Origin of the sequence: Burkholderia sp. AU45274 (assembly GCF_030482505.1) — a bacterium.
Classification (GTDB): domain Bacteria; phylum Pseudomonadota; class Gammaproteobacteria; order Burkholderiales; family Burkholderiaceae; genus Burkholderia.
The window spans coordinates 640,841-657,660 of record NZ_JAUJQE010000001.1; the positions used below are offsets into that span (position 1 = coordinate 640,841).

Sequence of the window (16,820 nt, forward strand, 5' to 3'; positions counted from 1 at the left end):
TTGCGCCGAGCTGCGTTCGCACGGCAACGAGATGCGGTTTCGCCAGCCGGCAGTGCGAATACCGCGCTGCCGTCACGGCGTGCATATCACTCGGTGCGATGCTCGTGCGTCTCGTGTGGCGGATGCGACTCCGCAGGGTGCGGATGCGGTGCAGGTGCGTGCTCGCGGGCCGGTTGCCGCGGCTGCGCTGCCGCGTGTTCCTGGGGTTGCGCTTCGTTGTGCGGTGGCGCCTCTTTTTGCACGTGCTGCTGAGTCTCGGTGCGTTGCTGCATGGCTTCGCGCTGCCGTTGCTGCTCCGCATTGTGTTGCTGCAACGCCTCGCGCTGCTGTTGTTCTGCGGCGCTGTGTTGCTGCATTTCCTCGCGTTGCTGCTGTACTGCGTTGTGCTGTTGCATCGCTTCGCGTTGTTGCTGAGCCTCGTTGCGACGTTGCTGCTGCAATTGCTGCTGCTGGGCGGCCACGCGATTTTCCTGCGCGGCGTGCGCCTGCTGCATGGCCTGCTGCCGCTCCTCGCGCATCACGCCGGGCGCATGTTGCGCCGGTGCTTCGGTATGCGGTTCGTTCGCACGGTTCTGTGCGAACGCGCCGGGCGACGGCCGCACGCCGGGGCGCGCGTCGTTTGCGCCGAAGTGCGGGATCGTCATCGGCACGGCGCCCGGGCGTTGCTGCATGGCCTGCCCGCGCATTGGCTCTGCGCCCGGCTGCATCGTGTTGCGTTCGATCGTCGTGTTCGTCGTATTGTTGGTGACGTTGCCGCCGTAGTTGTTCGTGATTCGCGTGTTGCGGATGTTGGTGATGTTGTTGATCACGGTGGTCGACTTCGACACGTACGTGGTGTGGTTGTACACCACGGCCGGGCGCTGCCAGCCGCCGTTCCAGCCGGGGCCTTCCGGACGCGGCGCGCCCCAGTTCATGCCCCATGCATGCCAGCCCCAGTCGTGATGCCCGAAGATCGCGGCGCCGACGGCGATGCCGACGCCGAACGTGATCACGCCGGCGGCAACGACATCCCCCGTGCTGTATGAAGGCGGTCGGTACACGTAGCCGGGGTAGGCCGAAACCGGCTCGCCGTAGACGACCGTCGGGTTGTACGACGGGACATAGACGACCTCGGGCTGTGCCGATTCGATCTCGATGGCCTGGGCGGGGGGCGGCACGATCGCCGGCCCCGCGTAGACCACGGGCGCGTCGGTAGCCGGCGTATAACTGGCCGGTGCGGCCTGCGCGACTTGCGTGACTCGCATCTGGCTGCCCGAGCGCAGATGGCCGGACGTCTGCGCGCGCTGGCGCATCACCTGGATCGCGTTCATCACGTCGGTAGGGTCGTTGTAGTAGGCCTGGCCGAGCGACGTGGTCCAGGCCGGGTTCGACGCCATCTGCGACAGCACCGCGGGGAACGCGGTCAATGCCTTGACCGACGGATCCCACGGCTGCGTATCGGTGGCGGTGGCGAGTGCCTGTCCCTTCAACGACGGATTCTGCATGACCCAGTTATTGGCGGCCGTGACCTGGTCCGGGTAGGTTGCACCCGCAAGCACCAGCGCGACGAGCTTGTCAGGGAACAGTGCGATCGGCGCGACCATCTGGTAGAGCTGGTCGGCAGTCGGCGGCGTGTAGGCGACGGGCGTCGAGGCGGGCTGCGCCGCGGCGGCCGCGCTTGCGTCGCTGGCCGGAGTGGCGGCGCTGCTGTCGCCGTTCTTGTTGCAGGCCGAGAGGCCGAGCAGCGACACGATGAGGGACGATGCGATCAACGTTCTGACGGGGCGGTGTGCACGTGTGTTGTTCATGTTGTTCGTTCGGGGTTGTGTCGGCGTTGGCAGGCACGCGGGCCGCGCGATCGGCCTGAGCACTGTGCCGCGGCCGTCAGCGCATGCTCCGGGGGCATCGGCCGGGGCCGGCGGCAGGGTCGTGCTCGCAGGGGGCTGTCCCGCGACGAATCGATATATCCAGTTAAACGCACGACACGCGCGGAAGTTGTCTGCGCGTTGTGTAACAGTGTGTACCTTGCAGTCCGTAAGCGGGCCGGCACTACTCGGGTAATGGACATGAAAGTTGCTTGCGCAACGATTGCAAGGTTGGCGAGGGCATCATCGCGCCGCAGGCTGCGCCTCGAGATCGCGCGGAATACAAAAAACCCGCGAAGGCCTTGCGGCCCTCGCGGGTTTTTCAAGCGATCACATCCCGTTCCATATATGCGCTGTGGTGCGCATGCGGAACCGGGGCGGTCATCTTTCCATCAGCGTGCGAAATCCGACGTGCTTTGGATGAACGTGTTCAGCTTCGAGATGTTCACGCTGCCGAAGCCCGTCGTCGCGTCCCAGCCGGCCTTCGCCTTGTAGCCGTAGGTGCCGCTGCCGTTGTTGCCGGACGTGACGTCGTGCAGCAGTGCCGCGTTGCTCGGGAAGTACTTGTAGATGCTCGACGCGGGGAACCCGAGCGCATTGTTGTTGGCGGACTGCAGGCGCGCCCAGATGCCCGTGAAGATCGGCGCGGCGAGGCTCGTGCCGCCTTCGTTGTTGAGGTAGCCGGAGCCCCACAGCGTGTCGGACGTCTGGCCGTTGACGACGAGAATCGCGCCGGTGCGCAGGTCTGCGTCGAAGCCGACGTCAGGCAGTGCGCGCTTGGTCGATCCCGTGAGGCTCGACGATTGCCACGACGGCGCGGCTTCGTACTTGCTGTACCCGCCGCCCGTCGACCATACGGTGCCCGGCTGCCAGCTCGGATCGTTCCAGACGATCTCGCTGTTGTACGCGTTGGTCGACGTATTGGTGAACAGCGTCGTGCCGCCCACGGCGATCACGTACGGCGACGTTGCCGGCTCGCTCACCGTGTAGGTCGAGCGCGACGGCGTGCCGCTCGCACATTCGTACGCGCCATGGTCGCCGGCGGATACCGAGAAGGTCTGCCCCTGCGCGACTGCCTGCTTGAAGATGGTGTCGTCGGTGGCCTGCGAGCCGGTGCTGTTCGCGGACGATTCGCACACGCCGAGCGACACGTTGATCACCTTCGCGACGTTGTCGGTCACGGCCTTGTTGTACGCGGCGGTGATCGCCGTGAGCGTCATCGACGGCGCGACGTAGAACACGACCTGCTTCACGCTGCCGCCGGCCGCGCCGACGATCGACTGGCTGTCGAGGTTCCATTCGACGGTGCCGTCGGTGTCGGTGTACGCGCTGCCGGACGGGCCCGTCTTCACGATGCTGCTGCTGATCGTGCCGAGGCTGTTGTTTGCGGCGAACGTATTGAGGTCGCTCACCGTCTGCGACAGGTCGCCTTCAGAGATGATGCCGACGGTGGTCTGCGACGCGGTCGGCGTGCCGTCGCCGCCGTAGATCGACGAGAATTCGGTCGGGTTGTGCGGCACCGCCGATGCGCCGGCCGGAATCGTCAGGTTGCTGGTGTTGCCTTGCGGCTGGCTGCCCGCGCCCGTGTGCATCAGCTCGACGTTCTGCAGGCCCAGCACCGAACCCACGACGCCGCCGATCGCGTTCGGCACTTGCGCGGCGTCGGTATTCGCGTAGACGCTGCGGCCGTTGCGCGTGAAGCGCTTGAGCGTCGTGCGGAACGCGGACTTGATGGTGGCCGCGGTGCCGGACGCGGAGACCAGCAGACGGTTCGGCGCGACGACGATGTTCACGAAGCCTGCCTTGCGCAGATGCGCGACGACCGAGGCGACCTGCTGGTCGGTCGGCGCATATTGCGACGCGAACTGCGCCGGCGTGAGGAACTGCCGGTAGTGCGGCGAACCAGGCGTGTGCAGGTCGTGCAGAAACTGGTCGAGTTGCGCCTCGTTGCGCAGGTTCAGCCCGAGCACGATGTCCACCGACTCGCCCGGCGCCATCTCGACGGCGGCTGCTGCAGCCGCGGCCGTGCTCGCGGCGGGCGCGCCGGCCGTACCGGCTTCGCTCTGCTGCACGAGCGGCAGGAAACCCTTGGTGTGCGTTTCCGTCCAGCCGGCCGCAGGCGCGGCATGGGCGGTCGCCATGCCGAACGATGCGGCTGCCGCGGCGGCGAATGCGAGTTTGACGAAGCGATTGTGCTTTTGATTCTTGTCTGCAACCTGATTCATTTGAATTACCCCTCCGGTTGAACATCGAACAGCACGAACAACAATGGTCGACAGCGGTGCGGGTCATGCACCGCCGATTTCTGTCGCATGCGTGCGGATGGCACGGACGCGACAGGGCCTTTCGCCCGGTCCGGAACGGTGTCTTTTCTCCGGGGGCGAAATACGGAAAATGCGGTAACGGGAAGGCTGCGCCGCGATACGACGCAACTGCGCCGGACGTGACGCGGGCGGGGTTGCTAGAGCAACAGTTTCGTTGTCCTGCTCATTTGATTCGATCCTTCGACCCGCTGCCGGATGGCAGTTGTCCAATGAGATGCATCGGGATGTTGCATGCGTCGGCGCGCGAACGATGCGGCCGGCGGCGAGCACTGCGGTGCGGCGAAAGCGAAAAAAACGTCGAGCGGAAGCGATTGCGTAATGAGCAATTCGTCAGATTGCTTGCATCGGACGGTATCAAGAACGAAAGCGAGGTGTCAAACTTTTTTTGATTATATGAAACTAAATTAAAGCGAATAGGCGCAATGTTTTTGAAAATATTGGCAGTGTTTTGTAATATTCGAGGCCGCCACAGAAAGTAATGCGGAATGCGAATTGCCGATCATTTCCGGTTTGATGCGTAATGGGCGCAATTCGCCGATCGTGTTCGAGGCGTGACTCGAATCGCTGGGTCGCGGTGAAGCAAGGCGAGCACGCGGGCATCAGGAAGCAGGGCATGAAGCTACTGCCGCGCACCTGCATGCCGCAGCGCGTCCACGGCTTCCGTGTTGTCGTGCGACCGCGCGAGCTGCAGCAGCGACTGACCGCGCCGATCGACATGATTCGGATTCGCGCCACGCGCGACGAGGAGTGGAATCAGGTCGAAGCGATTGAACAGCGTGGCGAATCCCAGCGCGGTTTCCCCGGCGCCGTTCGTCTGGTCGATCGGGCATGGCGTATCGATCAGGCGCCGCGCGATGTCGGGTTCGTTCTTGAAGAGGGCACCCATCAGCGCCGTGTTTCCGTGGCGGTCGCCGGCGCATGCGTTTGCGCCGGCCGACAGCAGGTAGTCGAGCGCGGTGGGCTGGCCGTCGTAGGACGCGAGTATCACGGCCGTAAAGCCATGGCTGTCGGTGGCATCGACGGGATAGCCGGCGTCGTGCAATGCGCGCAGGATGTCGACTCGTCCGACACGGGCAGCGTCGAACCAGTCGCCGTCGTAGCGGCGCAGCGCGGCAGGGTCGGCCGGCGCATACGCCGGCTGGTCGGGAAGGTGCGCGCAACCGGCGAGCGCGGCCAGCGCCAGAACTGTTGCGGTGGAGCGGATCGCGCGCGTCAGGCGTTCGGATTGCATGAGAATGTCCTGATGGGTGGGTGAGGTCGACGTGCGCGGCGCAACCCCGCACGTCGACGGCGACCGGAGTCGCGGGATCAGTTCTCGTTCAGCTTCGCGGCGAGCGCCTGCACTTGCCCGACGTCGGCGTGCACGGCCTGCGCGAGACGCGTGCCGTAGTCGGCATCGGCCTTGTAGAAGTACGACAGCATCGCGTACTGGTTGTGCGCGTTCGTCACCTTGCCGAGATCGCCGGACAGCGCGGTGATCAGGTCGTCCCTGTCCTGCAGCGACAGGCTGCGGTAGTACTCGCCCGCCTGACGGAACCGCAGCTTCTTGTGGATCGCTTCCTGCTGCGTCGTTCCGTTTAGCGTCATGCGCACGGACTTGTATTGCGGATCCGGCGCGAGTTCATGCAGCGTCGACGGTTCGTAGTTCACCTCGCCCTTGCGGTCGCCGGCGTTCATCTTGCCGTCCTGGTTGTTGTTGACCACCGGCACGACGGGCCGGTTGATCGGCAGGTCCATGTAGTTCGCGCCGAGCCGGTACATCTGCGTGTCGGCGTACGCGAACAGCCGGTCCTGCAGCATGCGGTCTTCTGACGGCTCGATGCCGGGCACGAGTCGCGACGGCGCGAACGCCGATTCCTCGGTCGACTGGAAGTAGTTGTCGGGCACGCGGTTCAGCGTCATCGTGCCGATCTTGCGCTCGGGCACGCCCGTCCATACCTTCGTGTCGTCCAGCGCATCGAAGTCGAAACGGTTCAGGTCCTGCGGCGTGAGCACCTGCACGTACAGATCCCACTTCGGGAAGTCGCCTTGCTTCAGCGCGCCGTACAGGTCGTTCGTCATCATGTTCCAGTCGCGCCCGATCGATGCATTGATGTCTTGCGGACGCAGGCCGTGCACGCCTTGCTGGCTCTTCCAGTGGAACTTTACGTAGTGCACGTCGCCGTGCGCATTGACGAACTTGAACGCGTGCACCGCGAAGCCGTCCATGTGACGATACGAATCGGGCATGCCCGCATTCGTGTATAGCATCGTCAGCATGTTCGTCGCTTCAGGTGTGTGCGCGAAGAAGTCGAATGCGAGGTTCGGATCCTGCACGCCGGTCACGGCGCTCGGCTTGTTCGCGTGAACGAAGTCGGGGAACTTGATGCCGTCGCGAATGAAGAACACGGGCCAGTTGATGCCGACCATGTCCCAGTTGCCCTGTTGCGTATAGAACTTCACCGCGAAACCGCGCGGATCGCGCGCCTGTTCAGGCGAGCCGCGATAGCCCATCACGGTGGAGAAGCGCACGAACACGGGCGTGCGGGTGCCGGGTGTGAAGACCTTCGCTTTCGTCAGGTTCGAGATGTCGGCGGTCGGCACGAACTCGCCGAATGCGCCGGTGCCGCGTGCATGCACGACCCGTTCCGGAATGCGTTCGCGATCGAAGCGCTGCAGTTTCTCGATGAGAGCGGAGTCTTGCAGGAGCACGGGGCCGGCAGGGCCGGCCGTCTGCGAATTCTCGTTGTCGCCGACGGGGGCGCCCGTGTCTCGCGTGAGTTCGGCGGCATGGGGGGACGCGGAAAGTGCAACGCAGATCGCGGCGACTGCGTGTCTCAGCACGCGATGGGAGGATGAGGACATGACGATGGAACTCCTTGAATCCGATCGGTGGTGGGGAAGCCGACTGAATTAGAAGAGATCGTCAGACGATTGGCTAATTGATATTCGATATGTTTCCGATAGCGACGGCGTCGATGCGGCATGGGTGCGGTTCTCATCGGCGCAGGCGATGAATATTGTTGCGTGCGCAATGAGTTGTTGCGTCACGCGCCGTGAAGCGATCCACAAGCATCGAACGCGGCCGCGTTGGACTTGCGATCCACATCTAGAGCATCGGCGCCGCCGCAGTCTCGACAAACCTGGCTGTGCGGCACCGATCAACCCGGCATCAACCCGCGCCTGCCTGCCACCCGAGCCCGAGGTTCTTCTGCAACGACACGTAGTCCTTGATCAGCTCGGCCTGCCCGGCGATCACGTTCTGCTGCGCGGCCAACGCTTCGCGTTGCGTATCGAGCAGGTCGATCATCGATGCGACGCCCGCGCGATAGCGCTCGTCCATCAGCGACCGGGAATGCACGGCCGACGTCTGCACCTTGGTGAGCGCAACGACATGCTCGCGCTGGTGCCCGTAACGTTGCAATGCCGTGTTGGCGTCCTGCAAGGCCCCCAGCACCGCCTTCCGATAATTCGCTTCCGCCTCGTCTCGCGATGCTTCGGCCGCGCGCACCGCACCGCGCGTACGCCCGAAGTCGAGAATGTTCCATTGCAGATACGGCGCGCCGACCCAGGTGAAGTTCTGCTTGCGGAACAGGTGGCCCGGGTCCGTCGCGCTGAAGCCGAGATCGCCGAGCAGCGTCACCTTCGGGAAATAATCGGCGACGTGCTCGCCGATCTGCGCATTGCTCGATGCGAGCCGGCGCTCGGCCGCGCGAATGTCGGGGCGCTGTTTCAGTAGCGTGGCCGGATCGCCGATCGCGACGCTGCCGGGCAGCGTCGGCAGCGGCGCATCCGATGTCGACAGTGCGGCGTCGAGCGCACCGGGCGCGCGGCCCGTCAGGATCGCGAGCCGGTCGAGCGATTCCGTCACCTGCGCGTCGAGCGGGATCAGCGATGCACGCGTGTTTTCGACTTGCGTCGTCAGGCGTTCGATGTCGGCATCGGCGGCAACGCCACGCGCGCGACGCTGCTGCGTGAGTTCGAGCATCTTCTGCTGCAGTTCGGCAGTGCGCCGCGACAGCGCAAGCCGCTGCTGTTGATCGCGCAGGTCGATGTACGCGTTGGCGACTTCGGCAGCGATCGACACCTGCGTGTCGGCGAGATCGGCGTCGACCGCTTCCGCTTGCGCAGATGCCGCTTCGACCGCGCGGCGCGTGCCGCCGAACAGGTCGATTTCCCAGGTTGCGTCGAAGCCTGCCGAATAGAGCTGCAGCGGGCCCGAGCCACCCAGCGACGGCGAGGTGCCGCCCGATTGACTCGAACCGTTCGACGGCAGCAGCGAACCGAGCGCGCTCACGTCCGGCTCGCGCATGCGGATGGCGGCGACGGTGGCCGACGACTTCGGCAGCTGGGCCGCACGTTGTTGCGAGAGCTGCGCGCGTGATGCGCGCAAGCGGGCTTGTGCCGCGTGCAGATCGGGGTTGTACGCGAGCGCGGCGGTGATCAGGTCGTCGAGCTGGCGATCGTTGAGCGCGTGCCACCATGCGCTCGGCGCGGGCGCCGCGGGGTCGACGCCGGTGGCCGGCGCGCGCACGAAGGTCGGCGCATCCGGTGCGGCGGGCGCGCCGCGATAGTCGGGGCCGACCGTGCAGCCGGCGAGCAGGCACGCGGCCGCGCACAGCGTGAGCGCGGGGCGGCGGGGCAGGGAGAAGGGTTTCATCGCGTAAGACGGTTCAGTGGCCGGACGACATCGGCTGCGGCCCGCGCGGCGTTCTCAGCAGCAGCGCGAGCGGCACGCAGGCAAGCAGCGCGAGGCCCAGCAGATAAAAGGTTTCGGAATAGGTCATCACGACGGCCTGGATCTGGATCTGCTGCGCCAACTGTCCGAGCGCGCGCATGTTCGAATACGCGAGGTCGCCGGTGTGCGAGAACCAGTTGGCCGCGTAGGCCGACAGCCGGTCCTGCCCGATCAGCGAGTTCGCCGTCACCGATTCGCGGAGCGCGGCCGTATGGAAGGTCGTGCGCCGGTCGATCACGGTGCCGATGCTCGCGAGCCCGATCGAGCCGCCGAGATTGCGTGCCATGTTGTAGAGCCCGGCCGCATCGCCCGAGTCTTCGCGTGCGACGGCCGCCATCGAGGCCTGGTTCAGCGGCATCATCGCGAGCATCTGCGCGACGCCGCGAATCAGTTGCGACCAGACGAAGTCGTGGCCGACGCTCTGCGCGGTCAGGCTGATGTCGAGCATGCAGCTCAGGCAGAACAGCAGCAGCCCCGAGATCACGAGGATGCGGAAATCGACCTTGCCGAGCAGGCGCGGCAGGATCGGCATCACGAGGAAGGCGGGCAACCCCGACAGCAGCATGATCGCGCCTGCCTGTTCCGCGTTGTAGCCGGCGACGATCGCAAGGAACTGCGGCAGCAGGTAGGACACGCCGTACAGCCCGGCGCCCACCGCGGACACGATCACGATCACGCTCGCGTAGCGCGGGTTGCGCATCAGCGACAGCCGCATGATCGGCCGCTTTGCAAAGATCTGCGACAACGCGATCAGGATCATTCCGGCAAGCGACACGAGGCTCAACGTGACGATCATCTGCGATTCGAACCAGCGCTCGCGCTGGCCTTCCTCGAGCACGACGGTGAGCGAGCTCAGCCCGATCGCAAGACCAAAGATCCCGAGCCAGTCCGCGTTCAGGAATGCATGCCATTGCGGGCGGTCCGACGGCAGCCCGAATATCAACAACGCCATCAGCAACAGGCACACCGGCAGGTTCAGGAAAAAGCACCAGCTCCAGCTGACGTTCTCCGCGAGCCAGCCGCCGAGCACGGGGCCGAACAGCGGCCCGAGCAGCACGATCAGGCCAAACAGCGTCATGCCGACCGGCAACTGCGACAGCGGCAGCCGCGTGCGGATGATGGTTTGCGCAGTCGGAATCAGCGCACCGCCGGTGAAGCCCTGGCCGATCCGGCCGGCGATCATCATCGGCAGCGAATGCGACCAGCCGCACATCATCGAGAAGGCAATGAACAGCGCGGAGTTCGTCAGCAGGAAATTGCGCAGCCCGAACACGCGCGTGAGCCACGCGGCGAGCGGGATCATCACGATCTCCGACATCAGGTAGCCGGTCGAGATCCATGTGCCTTCGGTGCCGGTCGCGCCGATTTCACCCTGAATCTGCGGCAGCGCGGAGTTCGTGATCGAGATGTCGAGGGTCGCCATCAGCGCGCCGAGCGCGCCGGCCGCGACCGCGATCCAGTCGGTCACGCTCGCACGGCCTTCGTGCGGCGGCATGGGCATCGTGGCGGACGGTTCAGCCATGATGCGTCTCGTCGCGGGCCGGGCGCGTATCGACGTCGACCGTCACCGACAGCCCCGGCAGCAGCATGCGCTGCGCGCGGGCGTCCGCGGCGAGGCGGATGCGCACCGGCACGCGCTGGACGATCTTCGTGAAGTTGCCGGTCGCGTTCTCGGGCGGCAGCAGCGCGAATTGCGCGCCCGTGCCGGGGGCGAAGCTGTCGACCACGCCGGACAGCGCGCCGTCCGGCAGCGCGTCGACGTGCAGTTCGACGGGCTGGCCGATGCGCATGTTGCCGATCTGCGTTTCCTTGAAGTTCGCGACGAGGTAGATCGAGTCGACGGGCACGACGGTCAGCAGGCGCGTGCCGGGCTGCACGTATTGACCGACGCGCACGGTGCGATCGCCGACGCGGCCGGCGAGGGTGCTGCGCACGATCGTGTTGTCGAGGTCGAGCTGCGCCTGTGCGGCGCTGGCCTGCGCGGCTTCGAGCTGCGCGCGCGCCTGCTGGAGCTGCGCGGTGTACGACGCGATCTGCGTGCGGGCGGCCGCGATCGACGCATTGTTCGCGGCGAGCGTCGCGGCCGCCTGATCGCGCGTGCTCTTCAGGTCGGCCACGCGTTCGCGCGTTTCCGCGCCGGTCGCGGCGAGCGGCGCATAGCGCGTGTATTCGTCGCTGGCGTGCTGCGCATTGATGCGCGACACCTTCGCCTGTGCGTCGGCCTGTTCGAGATTCGCGTGCTGCTGGCGGATGTCGGCCTCGGCGCGTGCGATGTCGGCGCGGCGCGCATCGACGGTCGCAAGCGACTGCGCGAGCGCGACCTGGTACTGGCGGACGTCGAGCCGCACGAGCGGATCGCCGGCCTTCACGGCCTGGTTGTCGCGCACGTACACATCGGTCACGTAGCCGGCGACCTTCGGCGCGGCGGTCATGCTGTCCGCCTGCAGGTACGCGTCGTTGGTGCTTTCGATGAAGCGGCCGACCGTCCACCAGCGGCCGAGCCAGACGGCGCCGCCGATCGCCGCGAGCACGGCGACGACGAGCAGGATGCGCCGTTTCGATCCGTTGCCGTTGCGCGGGGTTGTTCCGTTTTCCTGACGATCTGCTTTCTGTGGCGGGTCTTGCGGCGTCGACATGCTGGCATCCAATTTATTCCAAGTGGAAGAATTATTCCAGTTGATAAAATTGTGTCAAGTAGAATGTCGGTCGATCGAATGACGAGGAAGGCATGAACGAAGCGAAGAAGCTGCGCCGTACGTCGGCGGGCGGCTACGCCCGCGGCGACGAAACGCGCCAGCGGATCATCGAGGCGGCGATCGAACTGTTCGGCGAGCGCGGGTTCGCGGGGGCGTCGACACGCGAGATCGCCGCGATGGCCGGCGTGAACGCGCCGGCGCTCCAGTACTACTTCGAGAACAAGGAAGGCGTGTACCGCGCGTGCGTGGAGACGATCGCGGAGCACGGCTGGGAAGTGTTCGCGCCGGCGGTCGGCCATGCGTGGGCGATGCTCGATGCGGACGCGGACGTCGACGTGCTGATCGATGCGTTCGTCGGGCTGCTGCGCGCGCTGTCGGACCGGATGTTCACGGCGCCGAAGACGATGAACCAGCGGATGTTCTTTGCACGCGAGCAAGGCGGCCAGGAGCCGGCGAGCGCGAGCGAAATCCTGATGAAGCGCATGCGCAAGCCGCTGAACGACGTGAGCGCCGAGCTGATCGGCCGCATCTCGGGGCGGCCGGCCAACGATCCCGTCACGCGCCTGCGTGCACTGAGCCTGTTCGGGCAGATCACGGTGTTCCACATCGCGCAGCGTTCGGCGCTGCAGTTGCTCGAATGGGAGGCATTCGAAGGCGAGCGCGCGGAATTGCTGATCGACACGATTGCCGAGCAGACGCGGGTGCTGCTCCAGCAATGGCACGTGCAGCGTGACGTATTGGCCGCCGAATCTGAAGCCGGCTCGAAGCGGGAGCCGGGTGCGACGGCGAAACGTACGGCGAAGGCCGGGGCGTCGACGCCCGCCGCGAAAGGCCCGCGGCGCGGGAGCAAGCCCGCCGCGCGTTGAACGCGGCGCGCCGTCGGCCCCGGCCGGTCAACCCGGCTTGCGCTCCGGTGCGGCCGGCGACGGCGGCCGGGCCGTCACTTCGGCAGCATGGCTGCTGTCGCCGTGGGTGCCGTTTTCGTCATCGACCACCGGCCGCGATCCGTCCGCGTACGCAACGACGCTGCGCTGCGGATTGGCGATCCGGATGCCGCGTTCGCGGAACGTCTCCGCGATCCGCCGGTTGAATTCACGCTGTACGCTCCAGCGCGTCGAGTCCGTGCATTGCATCTGTCCGGCCAGCGCGAGCGTCGCGCCGTCGACCTGGTCGATACCCCAGTAGCTGAAGTCCGACAGGATGCCGTCGCGGTACTTCGGATCGTCGCGCAAGGCCGCACCGATCTCCTTCAGCGTCGCGATCGCGCGATCGATATCCTCGCCGTAGGCAATGCTGATCTTGACGGCCGCGTTGCCGAGTCCGCGATTCGTATTGTTGACGGTCGTCACCGAGCTGAACGGAATCGTGTACAACGACCCGTCGCCGGCGCGCAGCCGCACGGTGCGGATCGACAGGTACTCGACCGTGCCCGACACGCCGGCGAGCGTGACCCAGTCGCCCACCTGCATCGCGTTTTCCATCAGCAGGAAGATCCCGGTGATGAAATCCTGCACGAGCTTCTGCGAGCCGAACCCGAGCGCGACACCGAAGATGCTGGCGCCGGCAAGCAGCGGGCCGACGTTCACACCGAGCTGGCTGAGGCCCGTCAGCACGACGACGAGCGCGATCATCACGAACAGCAGTGTGCGCAGCATCGGCAGCAGCGTGCGCAGCCGCGCCGCGCGCATGAGATTGCCTTCGCGCGTCCAGCGCTGCAGGCGGCGCTCGATGGCGATGTTCGCGGCTTCCCACACGACGAGCGCGACGATGGCCGCGATGGCGATCGTCACCAGCGCCGACGCGAGCCGGTGGCCGATCGTGCCGGTCTCGAACGCGCGGAAGATCGGTACGCCCCAGATTTGCAGCAGCAGCACGATGGTCACGATGCCGATCGCGCCCGACACGATCTGGCGCAGCAGCGGGTAGTAGCGGTACGCGTGCGCATGGACGATCGTGCGATCTTCGTCGCGGCCCTGGAACAGCCGCGCGAGCGCGCCGAACACGACGATCGACACGATCCGCATGCCGATCATCACGGCGATCGAGTGGCCGCCGAGCGTGATCAGCACGCGGTAGCCGTTGTGGACGTCGAGCGCCCACACGAACCACAGGGCCATCACGATGAAGACCGATACGGGCGCCCATGCGTCCGCGAGCGCGTTGGCGATCATCGCGAAGGACGGGCGATCCTCGCCGGCCGCGCGGATCCGCGCGGCGACCGGCAGGCGGCACTGGAGGATCAGCGCCGAGACCATCAGGTGCCCGACGAGCGCGACGGCTTTCAGCAGCGCGACGTGACCGGCGTCGCTGAGGCCGAAGTTCGCGGCGATCTCGACCGCGGCCGTGCAGGCGCCGACCACGATCACGATCCGCGCGATCGAGCGTTGCGCGAAGTCGGCCCATGCGTCGCTGATGTGCAGCAACCGCAATTGCCGCGCATCGGGCTGGAAGAACAGCCGGCTGACGATCGTGACGAGTCGGCAGATCACGTAGATGTCGATCAGCGCTTCGAGCGCGGATTCGACCGGGGCGCCCGCATCGCCGATCACCGACATCGTCAGGCTCGCGACGCCGACGAACACGAGCAGCGGTACGGCCCGTAACGCAAGGCTGACCAGCGCGCGCGGCATCCGGTGCAGCAGCGTGGTGTGGCGGCGCGCGTGGCCGCGGCCTTGCGACGACGCGGGCGCGGCGTCGGGGACGTTGGAAGCGTCTGGCGGGGCGGCTGCGCCGGGTGGTGCGTTGTCTTCGTCGAGCGTCGCGGAGTCGGGTGTAACGGACTCGGGCGCGGACTCGGACTCGGGCGCGGTGCGGCGCGACGTGTCGGCGCGCCGAGCGGCCACTGCGGCCAGCGCACGTCGCAGCAGCCGCTTCGCGAACCATTCGACGACGAGCGCGGGCACGAGCACGGCGATGATGATCCACAGCGCGTGTGCAAGATCCGCGCGCTCGTCGGCGCGCACCAGCTTGTCATGCCACCAGCTGCCGACCGAGCCGACATCGAGCAGCGAGTGCAGCGATTCCTTCAGCGCACCGCCGATTTCGATGGTCCAGCGCGATCCCTGCCGGACGAGCATCGATGCGAGCCCGTTCGACGTCAGTGCCGCCGGGGCCGCGGCGGCCGACGCGGCGCTGGCCGCAGCCGCATCGCTCGCCGCGAACGCGGGCGCGCTCAACGCGCCGACGGCCGCGATCGCACGCAGCGTCGTTTCGACCTGCGCGCGATCGCGCGGATTTTCGAGCACATTGAGTGCCTGCTGCGCCTGTTGCGGCGTCAGCGCGGGCGCGGTGGCGGAAGCGGCCGACGCGGCGGCCGGGGCGGGAGCGGCCGCATGGGCGGCCGAGACGACGGCGGCCAGCAGCCAGCCGAGGAGGAAATGTCGCATGGAGTAGGCATGCGGGCGCGCATCGGCGCGCGGCCCGCCAGGCTGAACGATGGACGGAAGTTAACATGATTGCGATGGGAACCGAATAGTTCCGTCGACGATCATTCGAATCGGGCATACCCGGCGCGGCGCGGGCGTTTGCGGCGCGTGTGCGCAATCATGGGTCCGACGCGGACCGCGGGTCGTCGGACAGGTTGGGGCGTTTCAATGATCAACGCGTAAGACATTTGTAATGCCGGCTCGTCGACAACGATGAGCCACGCACGCGCCGGGTCGAATTAATCTGGAATCCTGCTGAATCACGCGGGCTCGTCGTGAAAAACCGGCAGTACGTGTTCCGCGATTTCCTCGATGACTTCGCGCACGGGCCGGTCCGAGCCCGGATTCAGCGTGACGTGGTGCGTGCCCGCGGCGTGCATGTCCCGCAGGATGTCGATCAATGCGCGGCGTCCGGTTGCATAGCCGAGCGGCAATGCGGTAGCCGGCGCATCGGGATCCGCGACGAGGTCGAGCCGCATCGATACGCCGAACGCGCGAAAGGCGGGCGTCGCGAGCCGGTCGACCGCCGCGCGCCACATCGAATGGCGTGCGCGCTGCGTGTCCGGATCGCGGTGGTACGTCATCCAGCCGAGCGAGTGCCGCGCGATCCAGTCGACACTTTGTCCGCCCGAGCCGACCGCCAGCATCGGCACGGCGTCGGCGCCGCGCGGCAGCAGCGTGAATTCGGGCGCATCGGGCGGCGCTTCGTCGGGCACCACGCGCGATGGCACGCCGAGCGCGGCCGCGACGACGTCCCAGTGGGCGCGGTAGCGGTCGCGCCGCGTCTCTGCGTCGACGCCGAACGCCGCATATTCAGGCGGCCGGTCGCCGGAGCCGAGCCCGAGGATGAAGCGGCCGCCCGACAGCGTCGCGACCGACAGCGCGCCTTTCGCGATATGCAGCGGATGACGCAGCGGCAGCACGATCGCGCCGCTGGCGAGCGCGATCCGGCGCGTGCGTGCCGCCAGTGCGCCGAGCAGGACCCACGGGTCGAGGTGGCCGACCGGATCGGGGTAGTCGGCGCTGTTCAGCGGCACGTCGCGAATCCACAGTGCGCGAAAGCCGAGCGCGTCGGCCAGCGCCGCGAGTTCGAGCTGCTCGTCGAAGTCGGCGACGATATGGCCGGTGCGAAGCAGCGGAAGCGTGAGGCCGATCGACAACCGTCCGTCCGAAAAGACGCGATGCGCGACATCGGGGCGGGCAGGGGCGGGCGTGGTCATGTCGAGTCCTTGGAGGCAGCGCGAAGCGAACGCGCGACGTTGCGTGTTCGAATGCTAGCGTGTTTGCACGACGGTTGCCCGGTATGGCATGCGCAGTGACCGGTTGACGTCGAGGCAACGCAGGGCATGCGGGCAGCGGGCCGGGCATAATCGGGGCCTTCCGTCATTGAAGACAACAAATCCGCATGAATATGCTTCGACACATGGCGATCGGTCTGGCGGCAAGCGCGATGCTGTTCGCGGTCGCGTCGGACGCGCTCGCGGACGATGCGCAGCGCGCCGCTATTTGCAAGACCGCCGAGGAAACGGGCTACACGGCCGACATCCGCAATTGCCTCGGACTGAAATACGAAGCAGCCGACAAGCGCTTGAATGCGGTCTACAAGACGAAGATGGCGAGCCTGGATGCGCAGGGGCAGGCGAGACTGCGCAACGACGAGCGCCGCTGGCTCAAGGCGCGGGACGCGACGTGTGCCGAATCGCGGCAGCCCGATGCGGGCGGCACGCTCGGGCTCGTGGAGGTCGACAGTTGCTTTGTCAACGAAACCGAGCGTCGCATCAAGGTGATCGACGCCTTTCGTTGAGGGGTCGCGC

The 16,820-nt window shown here is 66.6% G+C and carries 11 protein-coding genes; 2 read left to right on the forward strand and 9 right to left on the reverse strand.

All coding sequences use genetic code 11. The features are described 5' to 3' along the window. Positions 1-86: 86 nt before the first annotated feature. From QZM35_RS02975 to QZM35_RS03005, 7 genes are all read right to left on the reverse strand, one after another. On the reverse strand, positions 87-1,787 hold the full coding sequence (locus QZM35_RS02975) for a DUF3300 domain-containing protein (protein WP_301775362.1): 1,701 nt from the start codon (positions 1,785-1,787) through the stop codon (positions 87-89). A 449-nt stretch (positions 1,788-2,236) separates the two neighbouring features. Further along, positions 2,237-4,069: a protease pro-enzyme activation domain-containing protein gene (locus QZM35_RS02980; protein WP_089427992.1), complete on the reverse strand. Its 1,833-nt coding sequence runs from the start codon at positions 4,067-4,069 to the stop codon at positions 2,237-2,239. Between the two features lie 718 nt (positions 4,070-4,787). After that, positions 4,788-5,399 carry an ankyrin repeat domain-containing protein gene (locus QZM35_RS02985; RefSeq protein WP_301775363.1) on the reverse strand — a complete coding sequence of 204 codons (612 nt, stop codon included), beginning with the start codon at positions 5,397-5,399 and terminating at the stop codon, positions 4,788-4,790. A 77-nt stretch (positions 5,400-5,476) separates the two neighbouring features. Then, positions 5,477-7,012: a catalase gene (locus QZM35_RS02990; RefSeq protein WP_174971990.1), complete on the reverse strand. Its 1,536-nt coding sequence runs from the start codon at positions 7,010-7,012 to the stop codon at positions 5,477-5,479. 307 nt (positions 7,013-7,319) lie between these two features. Then, the gene (locus tag QZM35_RS02995) at positions 7,320-8,807 is read right to left on the reverse strand and encodes an efflux transporter outer membrane subunit (protein WP_301775364.1); all 1,488 of its coding nucleotides are present in this window, start codon (positions 8,805-8,807) and stop codon (positions 7,320-7,322) included. 13 nt (positions 8,808-8,820) lie between these two features. Beyond that, positions 8,821-10,407 carry an MDR family MFS transporter gene (locus QZM35_RS03000; RefSeq protein WP_301775365.1) on the reverse strand — a complete coding sequence of 529 codons (1,587 nt, stop codon included), beginning with the start codon at positions 10,405-10,407 and terminating at the stop codon, positions 8,821-8,823. Further along, entirely contained in the window at positions 10,400-11,521 is a 1,122-nt protein-coding gene (locus QZM35_RS03005) for an HlyD family secretion protein (RefSeq protein ID WP_301775366.1), read from the reverse strand. The genes QZM35_RS03000 and QZM35_RS03005 overlap by 8 nt, the downstream gene beginning before the upstream one ends. Before the next feature lie 92 nt (positions 11,522-11,613). Between QZM35_RS03005 and QZM35_RS03010 the strand changes: the two genes are divergently transcribed. Further along, a complete protein-coding gene (locus QZM35_RS03010) occupies positions 11,614-12,447 on the forward strand; it encodes a CerR family C-terminal domain-containing protein (protein WP_089432375.1) in 834 nt (277 codons plus the stop codon). 27 nt (positions 12,448-12,474) lie between these two features. Here QZM35_RS03010 and QZM35_RS03015 read toward each other — a convergent pair whose 3' ends face one another. Beyond that, on the reverse strand, positions 12,475-14,967 hold the full coding sequence (locus QZM35_RS03015; RefSeq protein WP_301775367.1) for a mechanosensitive ion channel family protein: 2,493 nt from the start codon (positions 14,965-14,967) through the stop codon (positions 12,475-12,477). Positions 14,968-15,266: 299 nt separating this feature from the next. Beyond that, the gene (locus QZM35_RS03020; protein ID WP_089427984.1) at positions 15,267-16,226 is read right to left on the reverse strand and encodes an LLM class oxidoreductase; all 960 of its coding nucleotides are present in this window, start codon (positions 16,224-16,226) and stop codon (positions 15,267-15,269) included. 185 nt (positions 16,227-16,411) lie between these two features. On the opposite strand from QZM35_RS03020, the gene QZM35_RS03025 reads away from it, so the two are divergent. After that, positions 16,412-16,810 (forward strand): lysozyme inhibitor LprI family protein, encoded by a 399-nt coding sequence (locus QZM35_RS03025; protein ID WP_089427983.1) that lies wholly within the window; start codon positions 16,412-16,414, stop codon positions 16,808-16,810. Positions 16,811-16,820 lie beyond the last annotated feature (10 nt).

Coding starts and splice junctions, on each gene's coding strand:
- QZM35_RS03015 (WP_301775367.1), bottom strand. CDS start 14,967: ATGCGACATTTCCTCCTCGGCTGGCTGCTGGCCGCCGTCGTCTCGGCC.
- QZM35_RS03005 (WP_301775366.1), bottom strand. CDS start 11,521: ATGTCGACGCCGCAAGACCCGCCACAGAAAGCAGATCGTCAGGAAAAC.
- QZM35_RS03010 (WP_089432375.1), top strand. CDS start 11,614: ATGAACGAAGCGAAGAAGCTGCGCCGTACGTCGGCGGGCGGCTACGCC.
- QZM35_RS03000 (WP_301775365.1), bottom strand. CDS start 10,407: ATGGCTGAACCGTCCGCCACGATGCCCATGCCGCCGCACGAAGGCCGT.
- QZM35_RS02980 (WP_089427992.1), bottom strand. CDS start 4,069: ATGAATCAGGTTGCAGACAAGAATCAAAAGCACAATCGCTTCGTCAAA.
- QZM35_RS02995 (WP_301775364.1), bottom strand. CDS start 8,807: ATGAAACCCTTCTCCCTGCCCCGCCGCCCCGCGCTCACGCTGTGCGCG.
- QZM35_RS02975 (WP_301775362.1), bottom strand. CDS start 1,787: ATGAACAACACACGTGCACACCGCCCCGTCAGAACGTTGATCGCATCG.
- QZM35_RS02985 (WP_301775363.1), bottom strand. CDS start 5,399: ATGCAATCCGAACGCCTGACGCGCGCGATCCGCTCCACCGCAACAGTT.
- QZM35_RS03020 (WP_089427984.1), bottom strand. CDS start 16,226: ATGACCACGCCCGCCCCTGCCCGCCCCGATGTCGCGCATCGCGTCTTT.
- QZM35_RS02990 (WP_174971990.1), bottom strand. CDS start 7,012: ATGTCCTCATCCTCCCATCGCGTGCTGAGACACGCAGTCGCCGCGATC.
- QZM35_RS03025 (WP_089427983.1), top strand. CDS start 16,412: ATGAATATGCTTCGACACATGGCGATCGGTCTGGCGGCAAGCGCGATG.